General features: G+C 30.9%; 12 protein-coding genes. 4 read left to right on the top strand and 8 right to left on the bottom strand.

The genetic code is table 11. The features are described 5' to 3' along the window. Window positions 1-47: 47 nt before the first annotated feature. The 4 genes from KM029_RS07210 to KM029_RS07195 all read right to left on the bottom strand — a co-directional run bounded on the left by KM029_RS07210 (window position 48) and on the right by KM029_RS07195 (window position 2,578). Complete coding sequence (locus KM029_RS07210) at window positions 48-668, bottom strand: hypothetical protein (protein WP_144072632.1); 621 nt, start codon at window positions 666-668, stop codon at window positions 48-50. 180 nt (window positions 669-848) lie between these two features. Beyond that, entirely contained in the window at window positions 849-1,439 is a 591-nt protein-coding gene (locus KM029_RS07205) for a hypothetical protein (RefSeq protein ID WP_144072631.1), read from the bottom strand. A 181-nt stretch (window positions 1,440-1,620) separates the two neighbouring features. Then, window positions 1,621-2,211 carry a hypothetical protein gene (locus KM029_RS07200; RefSeq protein WP_144072630.1) on the bottom strand — a complete coding sequence of 197 codons (591 nt, stop codon included), beginning with the start codon at window positions 2,209-2,211 and terminating at the stop codon, window positions 1,621-1,623. 97 nt (window positions 2,212-2,308) lie between these two features. Next, the gene (locus KM029_RS07195) at window positions 2,309-2,578 is read right to left on the bottom strand and encodes a SelT/SelW/SelH family protein (RefSeq protein ID WP_144072629.1); all 270 of its coding nucleotides are present in this window, start codon (window positions 2,576-2,578) and stop codon (window positions 2,309-2,311) included. 64 nt (window positions 2,579-2,642) lie between these two features. Here KM029_RS07195 and KM029_RS07190 point away from each other — a divergent pair, with 64 nt between their 5' ends. Beyond that, complete coding sequence (locus KM029_RS07190) at window positions 2,643-3,740, top strand: lactonase family protein (protein WP_144072628.1); 1,098 nt, start codon at window positions 2,643-2,645, stop codon at window positions 3,738-3,740. 115 nt (window positions 3,741-3,855) lie between these two features. On the opposite strand, the gene KM029_RS07185 is transcribed toward KM029_RS07190, so the two are convergent. Beyond that, entirely contained in the window at window positions 3,856-4,854 is a 999-nt protein-coding gene (locus KM029_RS07185; RefSeq protein ID WP_144072627.1) for an META domain-containing protein, read from the bottom strand. Window positions 4,855-5,648: 794 nt separating this feature from the next. On the opposite strand from KM029_RS07185, the gene KM029_RS07180 reads away from it, so the two are divergent. Then, the gene (locus tag KM029_RS07180; RefSeq protein ID WP_144072626.1) at window positions 5,649-8,765 is read left to right on the top strand and encodes a glycoside hydrolase family 2 TIM barrel-domain containing protein; all 3,117 of its coding nucleotides are present in this window, start codon (window positions 5,649-5,651) and stop codon (window positions 8,763-8,765) included. Window positions 8,766-9,102: 337 nt separating this feature from the next. Here the strand turns inward: KM029_RS07180 and KM029_RS07175 are convergent, their stop codons facing one another. The 3 genes from KM029_RS07175 to KM029_RS07165 all read right to left on the bottom strand — a co-directional run bounded on the left by KM029_RS07175 (window position 9,103) and on the right by KM029_RS07165 (window position 16,394). Then, window positions 9,103-13,206: a hybrid sensor histidine kinase/response regulator transcription factor gene (locus tag KM029_RS07175; RefSeq protein ID WP_144072625.1), complete on the bottom strand. Its 4,104-nt coding sequence runs from the start codon at window positions 13,204-13,206 to the stop codon at window positions 9,103-9,105. 287 nt (window positions 13,207-13,493) lie between these two features. Beyond that, a complete protein-coding gene (locus tag KM029_RS07170; RefSeq protein WP_144072624.1) occupies window positions 13,494-14,891 on the bottom strand; it encodes a sulfatase family protein in 1,398 nt (465 codons plus the stop codon). Between the two features lie 6 nt (window positions 14,892-14,897). Next, window positions 14,898-16,394: a sulfatase-like hydrolase/transferase gene (locus tag KM029_RS07165; RefSeq protein WP_205125421.1), complete on the bottom strand. Its 1,497-nt coding sequence runs from the start codon at window positions 16,392-16,394 to the stop codon at window positions 14,898-14,900. A gap of 459 nt (window positions 16,395-16,853) precedes the next feature. Here KM029_RS07165 and KM029_RS07160 point away from each other — a divergent pair, with 459 nt between their 5' ends. Both KM029_RS07160 and KM029_RS07155 read left to right on the top strand, forming a co-directional pair. Continuing rightward, window positions 16,854-17,225 (top strand): hypothetical protein, encoded by a 372-nt coding sequence (locus KM029_RS07160; RefSeq protein WP_144072623.1) that lies wholly within the window; start codon window positions 16,854-16,856, stop codon window positions 17,223-17,225. 108 nt (window positions 17,226-17,333) lie between these two features. After that, window positions 17,334-18,254, top strand: a complete 921-nt coding sequence (locus KM029_RS07155; RefSeq protein WP_144072622.1) for a PfkB family carbohydrate kinase — start codon at window positions 17,334-17,336, stop codon at window positions 18,252-18,254. Window positions 18,255-18,287: the final 33 nt, after the last annotated feature.

Genomic DNA, 18,287 nt, shown 5'->3' with positions numbered 1-18,287 from the left:
TATGAAATAGTCTTTATTCAAATAACTCAAAATTAAAGAGTAGTTTATTATTCTGTGATGTTAAACATCTTCACTAGCTCACTTAAATCTATTCTCTTAGATCTAATTTCAGCTTCTTTATTTGTCTTCTTTATTGCAATATTTAAAGTCTTTTTATGATTACTAAGTACTTCAGCTTTTTTTGTATTGATCTCACTTATTGGAGCATTATTCTTTTTAAGCTCTATTACTTCTTGATTAAGTGCTTTTGATTTAGTTGAAGAAGCTAAGAATTCAGTCGATATAATCTTATGCTCATTTATCAAATTCTCCAACTCTTTTTTGATTTTGAAATACTTATCTATATCATTTTGAGTAATTATAAAGCTAGACTCTGTAAATAGTACTTTACCATCTGAAGATGTATGTTTCTTCTTTTTTGAAGAAGTATTTGATGATGGAACAGGAGCAGGTGTAGCTACTGGAGTAGGAACTGTAACTTTTTCCTTACTTGATTTAGATGTTGATGATGTATTTTTTTTAGATGCTTTTTTAACTTCTACTTTATCTGTAGAATTATCTTTTTTTGTTGTTTTAACAACTTCTTTAACAATAGGTTCAGGGTCTTTTTTATCTGAACAAGAGAATAAAGAAAATGAAGCTAAAAGTAGAATTAATAAATTTTTCATGAGAATTGAGTTTTTGTTTTATTCGTCTTTAAGACATATCATCTCTACACTTAGCCAATACTATTTTGATGTGTTAACAAAGGGAAGTGTGAAGATTACCACTTGTGTATCAGTAGTAAACAAAAAAGCTACCCACCATATATTGATGAAGTAGCTTAATGTATATTCTTATCTATCTACTTATTCTGTAATAGAATATGTGGTTATAATTCCATCTAAATCTTTTTGTGCTTTATATATTCTTCTTTTTAAATATCCTGTTTTCGAAGCATAATTAATCATATTATTTACCTCTTGTTTATACTCTTTAACCTTAGCATCAATATCAATTTTTGGGGCTTTTTTTGCTCTTAATTCAATCAGTTCTTTATTAATAACTTTAGCGTTTTCTTTTGCTAATTTTGATTTAGAATTAAAACCGTCGTGTTCTTTTACCAACTTAGCAATACTATTTTTTAACGTAAAATAATGGTCTAGCTCACTAGCTGAAATCTTTAAAAGAGGATCAATAAAAATTGATTTACCAGAACTATGAGTAACTTTTTTCTTATTTGAAATAGATGTTTGAGTAGATGTTGGTGTTTTTTTAGACTCTTCTTTTTTAGTTTTTGACGTATCTCCAGTAGCTTTCTCTTTTTTAGCTAGATCAACAGTAGTATCTTTTTTATTGTTTTTCTTAACTACCTCTTTAATAGTAGGTTGTGGATCTTCCTTATCAGAGCAAGAAAAGAATGAAAAAGAGGCAAGTAGTAGAATTAATAAATTTTTCATGAGAATTGAGTTTTTGTTTTATTCGTCTTTAAGACATACAAAATCTGTTGTTTGCTAATACTATTTTGATGTGTTAACAAAGGGAAGTTTGAAGATTACCACTTGTGTATCAGTAGTAAACAAAAAAGCTACCCCACCATATACTGATGAAGTAGCTTAATGTATATTCTAATCTATCTACTTATTCTGTAATAGAATATGTGATAATAATTCCATCTAAATCTTTTTGTGCTTTATCTATTGCTCTACTTAAGTTTCCAGTTTTTGATGCATTTCTAAATATATTAACTGTTTCTTTTTTAAACGCTTCATATTTAGCATCGATTTCACTTTGAGAGGCTTTTTTAGCTTTTAATTCACTTATTTCTTTTGTGATATCTTTAGATTTTTTTAATGCTAATTTCCATTTAGAATTATAATCGCTATGTTCTTTCATCAACTTAGAAATACTATTTTTAATAATAAAATAACGATCAAGCTCACTAGCTGAAATCTTTAAAAGAGGATCAATAAAGATCGATTTACCAGAACTATGAGTAACTTTTTTCTTGTTTGATATAGACGTTTGAGTAGATGTTGGTGTTTTTTTAGACTCTTCTTTTTTAGTCTTTGATGTATCTTCAGTAGCTTTCTCTTTTTTTACTATATCAACAGTATTATCTTTTGTATTGTTTGCTTTAACAACTTCTTTTACAATAGGTTGTGGTTCTTCTTTATCAGAGCAAGAGAAGAAAGAAAGCGATAAGAATAATAGAATTAATAAGTTTTTCATGAGAATTGAGTTTTTGATTTATTCAATCCTAAGACAGGTTCCTGTTATTTATAGGCAGTTTTGTTTTGGTCTGTTAACAAATGCTGATTTCTAAAGTTTATTTATCAGAATGACCTAACGAGCGTTCAGGATCAATTTTATTTCTAATTTTTTGTTTAACAGCTTTTGGTTCAGGGAAGCCATCTTCTTTTCTATCCCATACTAATTGATCATCGACAGAAATTTTGAATACACCTCCATTTGTAGGGCGAAGTGCAATTTCTTCAATTTGTTCGTTAAAAGTATATAGCAATTCTTGTTGCATCCATACAGCTCTTGGCGTCCATTGGCAGAGCGTACAATATTCTATCGTTATTTTTACTTTCATACTAAAAGGATAAGATTGTAATTCTAAATTTGTATTTTCGACACAAATATAAATAACAGACAATATGAAGTATATAATTTTAACGCTATTATCTTTTTTATTTACAATGGTAGTAAATGCGCAAGATTTTTATGTTGGTACTTACACAAAGACAACTTCTGAAGGTATTTACCATCTAAATTTAGATGCAAAAAAAGGAACGGTTTCGTTAATCAATTTGGCTGCTAAATCTGAAGAACCTTCTTATGTAGCTTTTTCTAAAGACCATAAATATGTTGTTGCAGTTAATGAAACATCAGATCCCAAAGCAAAAAATAAAGATGGAGAGGTTAGTTTGTTTACTGTTGATAAATCTACAGGTAATCTAACTTTTGTAAATAAAGTTCCTTCAGGAGGGGCACACCCTTGTTATGTATCTCTTGATGAAAATAATACTGTATTTGTTGCAAACTATTCTGGAGGTAATGTAGGTGTTTTCCAAATTAAAGATGGTTTATTAGAGCCGCATCATCAGGTTATTCAATACGAAGGTAATGGACCTAATAAACAGCGTCAGGAAGCAGCTCACGCACATTTTGCTCATTTTGATGCAAAGCAAAAAGAAGTTTTTACGGTTGATTTAGGCACTGACAAAGTACATATTTATGGTGTTGAAGATGGTAAGTTATCAGAAAAAACAACAGTAGAGGTTGCAAAAGGTTCAGGACCAAGACACGTTAATTTTTCTAATGATAAAAAGGTAATGTATGTTTTAAATGAATTGACTTGTACTATTTCAATTTTTAATCAGGTTACAGAAGATGCGTATGCAATGGCAGGTGAAATTTCTACTTTGCCAAAATCTTTTGAAGGTAAAAATACTTGTGCTGCAATTAAAGTTTCTAAAGATGGGAAGTATTTATATGCATCAAATAGAGGGCATAATAGTATTGCAATGTATAAAATAGAAAAGGGGTCGGGATTACTTACAAATATTGGTTTTGCTAAAGTACATGGAGATTCACCTAGAGATTTTTCTTTCTCTCCTAAAGAAGATTTTATAGTTGTAGCTAATCAGGTTTCTAATAATGTGGTTGTTCTTAAAAGAGATAGAAAAACAGGAATGTTAACTTACTCTAGTGAATTAGAAGTTCCTCAACCCGTAAATATTGTATTCTTCTAGAAATACGCTAAGTAGAATTACTATCTGATTAATAATCAAGATTATTTTATAAATAAGAAAGCCACTTCTCTAAATAATAGAGGAGTGGCTTTCTTGTTTTACTATTAAACTGAACTTATTTTTTTGCTTTTATTACTAGTTGATCACCAGCAAAAAGTTGAAGTTCTCCATTTTCAATTTTGTAATTATCTACTTTGTCTATTTGTGCAAAGAAAGTACTTTCAACGTCACCATTAGGACACATCATTCTAGTTGCCGCTAAAGGACCAATTTTTACATTGTTAGAAAAAGCATCTAATTGAATAGCACCTTTAAAGTTGTTACAACCACCGTTGCCATTTACTTCACCACGGTTGTTTATGAATATAGAAGGTGCTGTTTCACCTAAATCATCTACACCATTAATGAAAGATACTTTCCAATTTTTATAAATTTTTTGATGATTTACACCTTTTTTTGCTGTTAAAAGAACTTCATCATCTAAAGAAATAGTGATTACATCACCTTCGACTGCAATTTTATTAAATTTTTCTAGAATCTTACCTAACGCTCTTTCGTTTTCTGCAACTTCTTCACAGAACATCATTGTAGACATAAAAGGACCACCTTTATAAGTGTTTTTCTCCTCGTCATATTCCATTTGTCCGTTTAAGCCGTTACAACCTGCAAAACCAAAAATGCTGTTTTTATTGGTGTCAAAAATAATATATGTTTTCATTGGGTCAGTCACCTCTCCGTTTAAAGTAGAGATTACCCACGTACCATTTATTTTTACAAAAGGTTTTTCTGTTTCTTTCAAGATTTTCACAAGTTTATATTTTAAAGAAGATGCATCTGCAGGTGGGTTTTCCACATTAGATACCGCTACTTCAACAACATATTCTGTCCCCTCGTTATAATCAAAGCCTTCAATAGCCCCGTAGAAATTACTCCATTCCGTAGCATCTCCTTCTTTTACTTGATAACATTTTTGAGGACCTACTCCAGTGCAGTCTACTTGTTGTGCACCAATAACCATCGTTTTATGATTAGCTGTAGGTTGTTTTGAAGTGGCACAGCTAGAAAATAGTGCTGCTATAAGAATGATAAAATTGTACTTGATAAAATTAGTCATATTCTCGTGTAGTTATGTTTGAAACCTATTAAACGGTTTGATTTCAATTTTAGTTTGATATTCTACAATAGAAACCGTTATAAAGATAGAAAAGTGCCTTTGACACATCTGTTTTACAGCAATTAAGAAAAGTTAAATATTCAACAGGTTTATTTTTTTTATATCATAAAAACGTTTTTGAGCTAAAAATATGTTTTAAAAATAGCCTTTAATAGTATTTAAAGCGGCCTTTTAATATTTGTATTATTATTAAACGATTATGAGATATAGATGAAAACCATTGTACTGTACATTTGTAATAACAAAAAGAACAAGTATAGTAGAAAAAAAGCTGATGTGTGGCTTAAAGAAATTATAGCGAATTAAACAGAATTAATAATGTGTATGCCTTGCATTTCAAGGTTATGTGTGACTCACAATTTTACTACGTGACTATTTAACTAACTTCATGACATAATGCCTCTATCATTTAGTTGATAGAGGTTTTTTTTACCTCGAATACGGTTTTCGCTATTTATTATAGTAAAATATATAGCACAAAATTTAATATTTGCATAAACGGTATGTTTTATTGAATGATGGTAATACCTTAAAATAAGTACATTAAAGCCGTTTTTTTACGGAGAAAGACTTTATTTGTAGAATGTAATAGCACATTTTTTTTATAAGTCTGAAAAGGATAAATTTTGCATGGATTAGTGTTAATGATATTACAGAAATAAACCTATTTTTGATATAAAGGGTGTAAGTGGTGTAACATCTTTTTTAAGCGTACTATAAATTTTTTGATTGAAATGAATAAATTAATTACTTCCTTATTACTAATAATGTTGAGCCTTAGTGCATCTGCACAAAGTAATGACTGGGAAAACGAACAAATAACTCAGATTAACAAAGAACAGCCACATGCAACTTTGTATTTTGATGATAAGGCAGAGAATGTAACATTACTAAATGGAATATGGGACTTTGCTTATTATACAGATATTTCTGAAGTTCCATCAAATGCCAAACCTAATAATTGGGAAAAAATACCAGTGCCATCCGCTTGGCAAATGCATGGTTTTGGAACTCCAATTTATACAAATATCACATATCCTTTTGATGCAAACCCTCCTTATATAAAAGCAGAGAATGGTAATTCAGTAGGGATTTATCAGAGAGAATTTTCAGTTAATAAAATTGATAGTAAAGAATATTACGTTCGTTTTGAAAGTGTTTCTTCTGCTTTCTACTTATGGGTGAATGATCAGAAAGTAGGATATAGCCAAGATAGTTGGTCGCCTGCTGAATTTGATATCACTAAATATTTAAAAGCTGGTAAGAACACACTAAGGTTAGAAGTAATTAGATGGAGTGATGGATCTTATTTAGAAGACCAAGACGGTTGGAGAATGAGTGGTATTTTTAGAGATGTATTTTTAATTGATCGCTCTAAAGTACATATCAGAGATTTCTTTGCAGTAACACAAAAGGTATCTGAGAAGTCAGCAGAATTAAAATTAAATATTGAGGTGCTTAACTTATTACCTAAGTCAGATGGTAATTATTCTTTAGCATATTCTTTAAAAGATGGAAGTAAAATTGTTTCAAAAGGAACTAAATCAATTGATTTATCTTCTAAAGAAAGTACAGTCGACTTTTCAAACCTATTAAAGAAACCAAAATTATGGTCTACAGAAACTCCTTACTTATATAATCTACATTTAGCACTATTAAAAGAGGGTAAAGAAGTAGATATAGTGACAGCTAAAATTGGAGTAAGAGAGATTACTATTTCTAATAAACAAGAAATTGTTTTAAATGGAAGACCTTTTTTAATTAAAGGAATTAATGTGGTAGAACACGACCCAATTCATGGTAAATATCTACCAAAGGAACGTATACAGCAGACAATTCTTCGTTTAAAACAAACAAATATTAATACGGTAAGAACATCTCATTACCCAGCAAGTCCGTATTTCTACCAACTATGTGATCAGTTTGGGTTATTCGTAATTGATGAAGCAAATGTGGAATCTCACGGTATGGGTTACAAACCTGATGAAACATTGGCAAATAACCCAAAATGGGAGAAGCAACATGTAGAAAGAATTGAAGCTGTTGTTGAACGAGATAAAAACCATGCAAGTGTAATTATGTGGTCTTTTGGCAATGAAGCTGGAAATGGTGTAAATATGGTGGCAATGCAAAAAGCTACTAAAGCAATAGATACTACTCGACCAACAAATTACCATTTTGCTACAGCACCTTGGGCTTTCGACTCTTTTGGTGGTGGTTTCCCTTATCTTAAAAAGAAATGGGGTAGATATATGGCGGTAGAAGATGTGGAGAAAATTGCTAGAAAAGGATTGGATAGACCGTATTTATTAAACGAGTATGCACATGGTATGGGAAATGCAATGGGAAATTTTGCAGAGTATCAAGAAGTTTTTGAAAAGTATCCGGCATTAATTGGGGGGTGCATTTGGGATTTTGTTGACCAGGGTATTACAAAGTCTACAGATGGAAAGTGGGGTGCAGCATTAGATAACCCTAAATTAGCTAATAAAGAAGCTCTAAAACCAGGAACAGATTATTATTGGGCAGTAGGAGGAGACTTTGGTCATGATATGAGTACTGATTATAATTTCTGTATGAATGGTATTTTTATGTCGGATTTATCTCCAACTCCTAAAAGCGTTGAAGTAAAACGTATTTTTCAGAATGTTGGTTTTGCATTTAATGGTGATGTTGTAACAATTAGCAACAATTTTATCTACAATAATTTATCAGATTATGCATTTAGTTGGTCTTTATATAAAGAAGGACAATCGGTTAAATCAGGTACATTAAAAGTAAACATTCCTGCTGGTGAACAAAAGGAATTTGAGCTGTCAAATCTATCAATTGATCTGGTTGAAGGAACGGAATATGTACTTCAATTATCCGCAAAGACTAAAACAAAAACTGCTTGGGCGGATAAAGGCTTTGAAGTTGCTTATGCTGAAAAAATTATTCAAAACTATGCCTTCAATAATGGCGAACTTGCTGGTGCATCATCAATTAAAAATAAGAATACACCGCAACAAATTATATTAGAAGTAGGTGGTACTAAATTAGTATTTGATAAGCGTAAAGGAGAAGTTATTACTTTAGAAAAGGACGGCAGGAATTATTTGGAAGGACAATTTGCACTGTCATTTTGGAGAGCTAGTATTGATAATGATAAAAAATCTATAGAAGAATGGATGAAGGCAGGGTTAAATAATATGCTTACCAAAGTACAAAATGTAACGTTAGAACATAATATAATTGAGGTAAAAAAGATGCATAAATCCCCAATGGCACGTTTCTCTTTCTATACAATTGAAAAAATTACTTTAGGTGAGGAGGGAACTTTAAACTTAGCAGTTGATATTATCCCTGTTTTATTTAAAGGAAAAGCACCTAAAACTTTACCAAGGATAGGGTATGAAATACATGTGCCAAAATCGTTAACAACAACAACATGGTACGGCAGAGGACCAGGGTCTTCGTATGTAGATAGATTTACCGGTATGCAAATGGGTATTTATACAGCTGGAATAGATGAACAATTTGTCAATTATGCTAAACCTCAGGAAAACGGTAACAGGTCTGATATACGTTGGGTGAATGTAATTAATGATAAAAAAGAAGGAATTAAAATCTCTGGAAATACACCAATTAATTATTCGTTAAGACGATACACCACTGATGATTTATCGAATGCATGGAGTACGTGGGAATTAGAAGAAGAAAATTTTAATACACTAAATATAGACTTTATTCATGGAGGTTTAGGAAATGGTTCTTGCGGTCAAGAATTAATGAAAAAATATTATGCAGAGGCAAAGGAATATCATTACGAAATTGAATTGAAAGTAATTTCTGATAAAAGTGATATTTAAAGCTTCTATTCAAAAGAATACCTTGATGTAACAGTAAATGTGCTAAACTAATCAAGTTTTATGATAAAGAAGAATGTGTTATTTTTTGATATTTGATGTATAAATATCAATAACATTATAATGAAAACTAAAGTAAAACAGAGCAGAAGAATTGAAGCTCTTATTTATGCAACATTATGTGGCGGTATTACATTGTTAATAGTAACTTTTTTAAGTTTATATACTTAGAATAATGATAGTGCTGCATAACGACTAAATTCCCCCATAACCCAAAAGAGATATGAAATTAATTTTGTATCTCTTTTGTTATTTAATGACGAAGTACTTTAGTAAACTATCAGCTATTTACTGCTTCTTTATTCTTAGTTCTATATTCTTTAGGAGTTGATTTAAACATCTCTTTAAACATTTTGGTAAAGTACGACGGGTGGTTGAAACCAACCATGTACATTACATCAGAGATATTATATGAGCTATCTCTAAGTAACTGAGCAGCTCTTTTAAGCCTGTATTCGCGAATAAATTCATTGACAGTCTGTCCCGTAAGTGATTTAATTTTCTTCAGTAAATTAGAATGACTTAAACCAACTTCCTCACAAAGTTCTTTTACAGTAAACTCATGGTTGTCTATCTTTCTCTCAATAATATCAATCACTTCAGTTAAGAAATTTTCATCAATAGAGTTGATGGTAACTTCGTCTGGTTTAATAATAGCTTCTTTCTTTACATTTTCCCTTAACATTGTACGCTGTTCAATAAGTTTACGTACTCTTAGTTTAAGGTAATCTACATTAAAAGGTTTTTCAATATATTCATCAGCACCCATTTCAATCCCTTCCATTTTACTATCAATGCCACTTTTTGCCGTTAGTAGAATTGTAGGAATATGACTTGTTCTTAAATCAGATTTAATTTTCTCCGTCATTTTAGCGCCATTCATTTTAGGCATCATCCAGTCAGAAATAATGATTGTAGGTAACTTAGATTTTGCTAATTTCCATCCGTCAGCACCATTATTTGCTCTTAAAATATGGTATTCATCTTCAAATAATTCAACTAGAAAAGCCTGCATATCTACATCGTCTTCAACAATAAGTAAAGTAGGTCTACTATCTTCAATAGTTGTTTCTTCCTCCTTATCATCATATCCCTCTTCTAAATGTAAACTTTCTTCTTTTTGAGATGGGACAATGCTGTCTATTTCAACTTCAGAAACTACAACATGGTCTTCAATTTCATTTTTATTTACAGATTTCAATTCTTGTATTGGCAAAAAGATTGTAAATGTAGTCCATTCATTTTCTACACTCTCAACAGTTACTTGCCCATTATGAAGTGTAACGTAATCTCTAACCAAAGCTAAGCCAATACCCGTACCTTTTTGTCCGTTGTAATTTGGTAGCTGCACATTTACAAAACGATCAAATATTTTTGTGAGGTACTCTTTAGGAATCCCTTGGCCTGTATTTGCAACTTTTATAAAAATATGGTCTTGTACATTTTCTGAATAATCTTGATCTGTTATCCCAATAGTAGTTTCGATTTTACCATCATCTGGCGTGAACTTTATAGCATTTGAGTACAAATTGTAAATCACTTTTTCCATTTTTGTAACATCAATTTCTTGAATATAATGTTCAAAAGGAGCTGTAAATTTAACTTGTAACCCTCTTTTTAGCGAGGCTTCTTCAAAGTGATCTTGAATAGATTGTACAAATTGTACAATATCATATTGGTGAGTATTTAATGTTTCTCCACCTTGTTCAATTTTTCTTAAATCAAGAACCTGATTTACCAAACGACCTAATCTATCACTGTTATTTTTCATGCGGGTAAGCATGGTCAGTTTCTTAGGGTCATCTTCTTCAGAAATCATAAACTCTAATGGGCTCTTAATTAACGTAAGAGGAGTTCGAAGTTCGTGAGATACGTTGGTGAAAAAGGTGATTTTTTGCTGTGTTAATTGATCATTTTCTTCCCTCTTATATTTTTCTAATTCAAGTTGATTTTGAATTTTCATTTGTCCCATCATTAATTTTCTTAATAAGAAAATAGCAAGAATAAGAAAAGCGATATATGCAATTATAGCAGTAGTACTAGCCCACCAAGGTGATTTAATTACTATTTTTAAGATTTTATTGGCTTGATCTTGATACCTTTTAGAAGCTCTAATTTTAAATATATAAGTACCAGGACTTAGCTTTTTGTAAGTAGCACTATGATGAATTTTACTAATGCTTTCCCAATCATCATCAATACCTTCTAGCTTATAAAAGAATTTAGAAGAATTATTGTTTTTGTAATCTATGGTAGAAAATTTAAGGGAAAATGAATTGTTGGCATAATCTAATACAATCTTATCTGTATCATTAATATCTTTTGTTAAAATAGGAGTGTCTTGAAGCCCCATATTTGGTATAACATCAATATCTTTAATTTGCAAACCAGTAAGATGTACAACACTTATATCATCATTAAAAACAACTTCATTAGGGTTAAATGATACAAAACCAGTCATACCTGCAAAATAAATATTTCCATTACTATCCTTTGCAGAACCTTCTTTGTACACGTCAATACCCGTATCGTCTTGAGTGAATTTATGTAACTTTTTTGTTTTTCGATCTAATGCATAAAGCGTATGTGCTGTCGCTACCCAAATCTGTTTTTTAGTAATTTGTACTGCCTTTATATTTTCTGTGAAATACGACACCCATTTAGGTTTCCTTTTATCCATTTTATAGAGAGCCTTATTATCTGCTAACCATAACGATGAATCTCCAATTGCAAATTTCGGATTATGATAATTATAACTTTTTTGGTTTTCAAAATGAATAGGCTGGAACCTACCTCTACTACTATTAAGCACAGCAACTCCTCTTCCATTACCAGCCCATAATCTTTTGTCGTAAACTATAATAGGAGAAGTAGAATAATAAGTATCTATAGGCTTATTACCTAAATTCTTAGTGATGTTTGTAAATTCTAAGGTTTTGTTTTTTAGTTCTTTTACGTTTAATAAACCAAGGTAGGAAGTAATCCAGATATCTCCAGTTTCATCTTCTTGTATAAAATTTAAATAGTTAGTATCTAACCCTTTTACATTTTTAGATCCGGCAACATATTTTTCAAAAGAATCTGTTTTTTCATTATAAATATTTAAACCACCAAGAGAAGTGATCCAGACTTCACCATTATCTTTTATTAGCGTACTTCTTGTTTTTGTGTGAAGTATTGAAGGGTAACTAAACGTTTTATATGAATCTGTTTTACTACTGTATTTAACAAGGCCATTGTTGGTTGTTATCCACATGTCATTATTTTTTGCAATTTTGATATCGTTTATATCTAAATCACTTTCTAATTGAGTGTTACCAGTAGGGGTTTTATTAAAATGTAAAAACGAAGGTTTGAGATAAACTTTACTAGCCCCATTTTCTGTACCTATCCAAATATTATTTTTTTGCCCTTTTATTATCTGAGTAACAATATTATTATTGATAGAGTACTTTAATTTACTATTATGAAAAAAGGAATTGAAATTATCGGTTTTTGTGTTCCAAATTGTTAAACCTCTGTCTGTTCCTAACCAAATTTCATCTTCGTTTATTCTACAAATTGTTTTAATTACAGGGTTAGATAGATTGCTGTTTTTTTGGTTATACAATTGATATTCTTCTGTGGTTGTATTGAATTTGCATAACCCTGTTTCTGTACCAACAATTAATGTTTCGTCATCATTTTCATCAAAAGGTAAGATTGACAGAATGTAATTGTTTTTAATAAGATCTCCGTGGTTCTTATCAATGAGTTTATATTTTTTTATTTCTTTCGTTTTAGCATCAATTCTATTCAATTTATTTTCAGTTCCTACCCATAAGTTTCCTTTAGTATCAAGGTAAGTACATCTTACTAAATTTGCAGACAATGTTTTATCTACTCCTTTTACGTGTGTAAATGTCTCAGATGTTTTATTTTCGATGTTATAAATCAGTAAGCCATTTATGCCTCCAATAAGTAGATCCCCCTCTCTTGTGTAATTAAGGTGATGAATAAAACCGATGTCATTAATATCAGATTTCTGAATAACATCTTTAGTAGGCGAGTAGTAAAACACACCAATGTTTGTGCTAATCCATAGTGTATTGTTATTATCAATAGCCATGGATGTAACTCTTTTTATAGGTTGATTAGGATTACTAAACATTTTGTATTCCTTCATCTCAAAACCATCGTACCTAAAAATACCTATTGTAGTACCAAACCACGTATAACCATTTTGATCTTGAATAATATCAGAAATGATTAATTGCCCATTTGATGCTTGTGGGAATTTTATGTTCTCAAACTTTGGTAATTCTTTTTGCTGACCAAATAGTAAACTACTTAGTATTGTAGCGATGAGTAAAAAAATGAATTTGATATTTATGTTAGTATTCATGCTGATTAAATAATCTTATTTGGAAAAAAATCGAATAGTAAAATAGACTTATCAATGGATAGCCTATTCTTTTTAAAAAATGCTGTTTACTGAGTTTCAAATTAAAAACAATAATTAAAATTAGTAGCATATTTCTAATTTGATATTTTTTATCGCATAAAAAATATGGAAATCTGCTATTGTAGGTAAATTTTCTGCTAGTAAAGGGAGGCTTTTTTGAAATATTGGGTATAAAAAAAGGAACATGATAACTCATATTCCTTTCCAAGTATGTTTATTATTCTAAGCTATAAAGTAGACGGTTGCTTTAATTGATACTTTTTATAGTAATCTTTTTGTTGCAACGCCTTGTATTTATTTTCTTCAAAGTAACTAGGATTAGGTAATGCTACTTCCCAATTTCCTAATTGCTTAATCATTTTTTCTGCCTTTTCTTTTTCTTTAAAAAGTAAATCATTTTGTTCAGAGATATCTTTTGATAAATCGAACAACATAGGTAAGTGGTTCGGAATAGTTACTAATTTCCAATTACCATCTCTTATAGATCTACTTACTGTAAATTTCCAGGTCATTTGCTGATGAGGAGCTTCTTTATTTTCTCCGTTTACGTAAGGTACAAGATCAACACCATCCAATACATCATTTACTTTACCACCTGCAGCAGTAACAAATGTAGCAGCAAGATCTAAAGAAGAAATTGTTTGTTCATATCTAATGTTTTCTGGAATATGTTTACTCCATTTCATCATAAAAGGAACATGAATTCCACCTTCTAGTAAAGTACCTTTCTTACCTGAATACGGAGCATTTAACGACCCATTTCCAATAGGACCACCGTTGTCACTTAAAAACACAATTATGGTGTTGTCATCAAGATTATGCTTTTCTAACATAGCAATAATTTTGGCTACATTTAAATCTAAACGATGAACCATAGCTGCGTATGTTCTTCTTTTAGGGTCTTTAATATGATTGTATAAGGCAATGTCTTCTTCTAAAGCCTGTAACGGAGCATGTGGAGCATTAAAAGAGGCATATAAAAAGAACGGTTCGTCTTTATGTCTTTTAATAAAGTCAGCACATTCATCACCAATATCATCTGTTAAATAAGTGATTTCTTGAGGTGTTTTATAATTAGATTCTAATGCAGAAGCATATGCTTTTTGTGCTTTTTTAGTTGCTTTACCATTTTTAAAATAATTATGTCCTCCATATGGGAACGACCAATATTCATCAAAACGATTTTTAGGATGATGCTCTTCTCCGTCACCAAGATGCCATTTGCCAATTATTCCAGAGGTATAACCTAAAGGCTTTAAGTATTCTGGAATTGTTTTTATTTCAGTAGGTAAACCATCTGTGTAGGAAAGGTTTTTTGGTAGGTTGTTATCATAACCAAAAGTAACCTGATTTCTACCCGTTAATAACCCCGCTCTAGACGGACTACAAACTGGAGAAGAAACATACCCTTGATTAAAAAAGACACCTTTTTCTCCAAGAGCATCAATATTAGGTGTTTTAATTTCTGTTGATCCTGTAATTCCAAGGTCACCAAACCCCATATCATCAGCCAGGATAAGTACGATATTGGGTTTTTTGCCTTCTTTTGGTTTATCAGAAATACTTTTAAATGACAAGCACAAAAGGCTAATTCCTATAAGAGGTAAAAACTTAAATACTTTCATGATCAATTATTTTGAGCCTTTCTCTTTTGCCTGAGCAGCTTTATATTTCTTATTGAATTTACCAAAGCCAATTTCTTCACCAGCTTGCATTCTTTTATAAGCCTCTGGGAATTCATTTTTTACATATTGATACACCTCAACAGCATATGCAGTAACTGGCTCATAAGTATCCTCTTCAGAAACCATTTCTTTTGTATATTTCTCTGCTTCTTTACGGTACTTTTTGATGAGTTTTTTATACTCAGGATTACCTGCTAAGTTATTTAGCTCATAAGGATCATTTTTAAGATCATAGAATTCTTCTACAGGTTTATGGTCTTCAAAAAATATCTTTTGATAATCATTTAGCTTTCCCTCTTCATTTAAGGTTCTCATTACATGAACAGCCGGACGGTAAAACTCTAAATAAGCTTGGTGAGCATCGTAAGGAAGTTCTGGTTTATTATTTTTTACATATCTGTAACGTGTATCAGAAACAGCATACATATCTTCCATAACTTCATCCCATAGCCCTCTATAAGAGTATACAGATTGGCGGTCAAAATCACTTCTAATGAAAGATCTACCTGTTAAATATTCTGGTAATTCTGCACCTGCAAGATCTAAAATTGTTGCTGTAATATCTGTAGAAGCAATAATTTGATCACTTTCATCTTCATGATCAAAATCTTTAGCCCATTTTACAATTAAAGGAATACGGATAGCAGGATCTTGTAAATACCCTTTACCTCTTAAATTACATCTTCCGTTATCACCAATAACAACAATAATAGTGTTATCTAACATGTTTTTCTCCTTCAATTCTTGGACAATCATACCCATTTCATTATCTGCATACTCAATTTGATCTAAGTATTTAGCCCAGTCTAAACGAATTTCTGGAGTATCTGCATAATATGGAGGAAGTACAACATCGTCTACAGAAACAGGATGTTCCGATTTGTTTCGAACATTGTTCCACCATCCACCGCGATGCGTCACATTTAATTGAATTTGTGCAAAGAAAGGTTCATCAGCTTTTTCAAAACGGTCATGTTTATCAAAAAGGCCTCTGTTCTCTTCCCAAGTCCCAATAGGAGTATATTTAAAATTACAATCTGTTTTTCTACCTTTAGCTTGTACACCATGATGTCCAAGAATTGTAGTATATCCTTCTTTTTTTAACCAGTAAGTAAATGGTTTAAAAGGATCTTGTAGTTCTACATTTCTATTACTCCTATGGTGCATCGTGTTCGTTTTTAACTGATGTGTTCCAATCATCATTGCAGATCGGTTGGTAGAACAGATAGTGGCAGTACCAAAAGCATTGTAATAAATTGTACCATCTTCTGCTAGTTTATCAAAGTTAGGAGTCTTAACAGCTTCCATTCCATAACAAGCAAAATCATGACCTATATCTTCTGCCATTATCCAGATAATATTAGGTTTTTCTGCTGTATTTTGTGCCCAAACATTCAAATTTATAAGTAGTAGTAGGGCTGTCAGTTTAATAATTCGTTTCACTTTAAATTAGTTTATAATTCTGTAGTCTTAAAAAGTAATTTTCTTCATTTCAAATCGTTATATAGAATAAAATTGAGGTGCTATTTTTATTTAAGAAGTGTACTTAACGTAAAACTAAGTCACTTATATAAAATGATACATCCGACAGTTCTATATACGTGTTGTACAAATGTGTTTAATATTGCATTAAGTTACTATTACAATTTTCTAAATAAATAGCACATTTTAGACTTATAGCTAGTAAATGAACTATTAAAGGCACTTTTTTGGACTAAATACACTTAAAGGTGTAGAGATGGATGAATAATAATAAGAGAATTTTAAAACACATTTTATTCAACACATTAATTGAGTATCTTTGCTATAATTAATGATAATCTACTGTCTAAAATTCTATTATTTTTTTGTTCGTTTGATGTTTTCGTTTGTCTACTTAATAGAATAATAGTATATAATAATATGAGTAAGTTTTTACAACTATATTTTTTTCCGTACTGTGTACTATCCTTATTATTATTTTCAGCATGTGATAAAGAAGAGACTAATATCAATTCATGTGATGAAGAAGTAGTTAAGAATAAGTTTGAAACGTATGTTGAAATAGTTGGAGATGCAATAGAAAATTCTGATTGTGAAACAATAGTTGCATCCTCTGATGAGATGTTAGAATTTTTGGATGTCAATTATAATTGTCTCATAATTTTATTAGTTCTTAATGAAGATGGAGTAAATTCTGAAGCAGAAGCAGACGAGAGCATAAAGGAAATGAGAGAACTTATAGAAGAATTGAAATATCTATGTGAAGTTGGTGCTCCTTTCCAAAAACTCTAGTATTATTCCTCTTTTATCTTAATGATATTTTACAATCTTTCCATTTAACAGTTAATTTTAATTATTTTTGTCTTCTTCTTATGAAAGAGAATAATTAAAAATAATTACATGAGTTTATTAACAGTAGGTTCTGTAGCATTTGATGCTATTGAAACACCTTTTGGAAAAACAGATAAAATAATTGGCGGAGCAGGTACTTATATCTCTATCGCTTCATCATTCTTTACAAAACCTGTTCGAGTTGTAGCAGTAGTAGGGGATGATTTTCCAAAAGAGTATATCAAAACTTTAGAAGATCAGGGAGTTGATACTGAAGGCTTACAAATTAAAGAAAATGAAAAAACTTTCTTTTGGGCTGGTAAGTACCATAACGATATGAACTCTCGTGATACATTGGTTACAGAACTTAATGTATTAGAAAACTTTGACCCTATTGTACCTGCAAGCTATCAAGGTTCAGAGTACGTAATGTTAGGAAACCTTTCTCCTCAAGTTCAAAGTACAGTAATTGAGCGTTTAACGCAAAAGCCAAAGTTAATTGTTATGGATACAATGAACTTTTGGATGGACATTGCTTTTGACGATTTAATGAAAACTATCTCAATGGTAGATTTATTATCTATCAACGATGAAGAAGCACGTCAGTTATCTGGTGAGTATTCATTAAGAAAGGCAGCAAAGAAAATTATGGCAATGGGACCAAAGTACTTAATCATCAAGAAAGGTGAACACGGTGCTTTATTATTCCATAAAGATGAGGTTTTCTCTGCACCAGCGTTACCATTAGAAGAAGTATTTGATCCAACAGGAGCAGGAGATACTTTTGCAGGTGGCTTTATTGGTTACTTAGCAAAAACAGATGATATCTCTTTCGAAAACATGAAAAAAGCGGTGATTTACGGATCAGCATTGGCTTCTTTCTGTGTTGAGAAATTTGGTACAGAACGTTTATTAGAAATTACAGATGCTGATGTTCAAGCACGTGTAAAAGAATTCCACAAATTGACAGCATTTGATACAACTTTATAAGGGAGTATCTTAAAAATATATTTACCTTCTAAT

Origin of the sequence: Flammeovirga kamogawensis (assembly GCF_018736065.1) — a bacterium.
In the GTDB taxonomy this organism is placed as follows: Bacteria; Bacteroidota; Bacteroidia; order Cytophagales; family Flammeovirgaceae; genus Flammeovirga; species Flammeovirga kamogawensis.
Note: the sequence above shows the minus strand (reverse complement) of the source record. Positions and strands in the feature narration are given on the sequence as shown.

Coding starts and splice junctions, on each gene's coding strand:
- KM029_RS07210 (WP_144072632.1), bottom strand. CDS start 668: ATGAAAAATTTATTAATTCTACTTTTAGCTTCATTTTCTTTATTCTCT.
- KM029_RS07205 (WP_144072631.1), bottom strand. CDS start 1,439: ATGAAAAATTTATTAATTCTACTACTTGCCTCTTTTTCATTCTTTTCT.
- KM029_RS07200 (WP_144072630.1), bottom strand. CDS start 2,211: ATGAAAAACTTATTAATTCTATTATTCTTATCGCTTTCTTTCTTCTCT.
- KM029_RS07195 (WP_144072629.1), bottom strand. CDS start 2,578: ATGAAAGTAAAAATAACGATAGAATATTGTACGCTCTGCCAATGGACG.
- KM029_RS07190 (WP_144072628.1), top strand. CDS start 2,643: ATGAAGTATATAATTTTAACGCTATTATCTTTTTTATTTACAATGGTA.
- KM029_RS07185 (WP_144072627.1), bottom strand. CDS start 4,854: ATGACTAATTTTATCAAGTACAATTTTATCATTCTTATAGCAGCACTA.
- KM029_RS07180 (WP_144072626.1), top strand. CDS start 5,649: ATGAATAAATTAATTACTTCCTTATTACTAATAATGTTGAGCCTTAGT.
- KM029_RS07175 (WP_144072625.1), bottom strand. CDS start 13,206: ATGAATACTAACATAAATATCAAATTCATTTTTTTACTCATCGCTACA.
- KM029_RS07170 (WP_144072624.1), bottom strand. CDS start 14,891: ATGAAAGTATTTAAGTTTTTACCTCTTATAGGAATTAGCCTTTTGTGC.
- KM029_RS07160 (WP_144072623.1), top strand. CDS start 16,854: ATGAGTAAGTTTTTACAACTATATTTTTTTCCGTACTGTGTACTATCC.
- KM029_RS07155 (WP_144072622.1), top strand. CDS start 17,334: ATGAGTTTATTAACAGTAGGTTCTGTAGCATTTGATGCTATTGAAACA.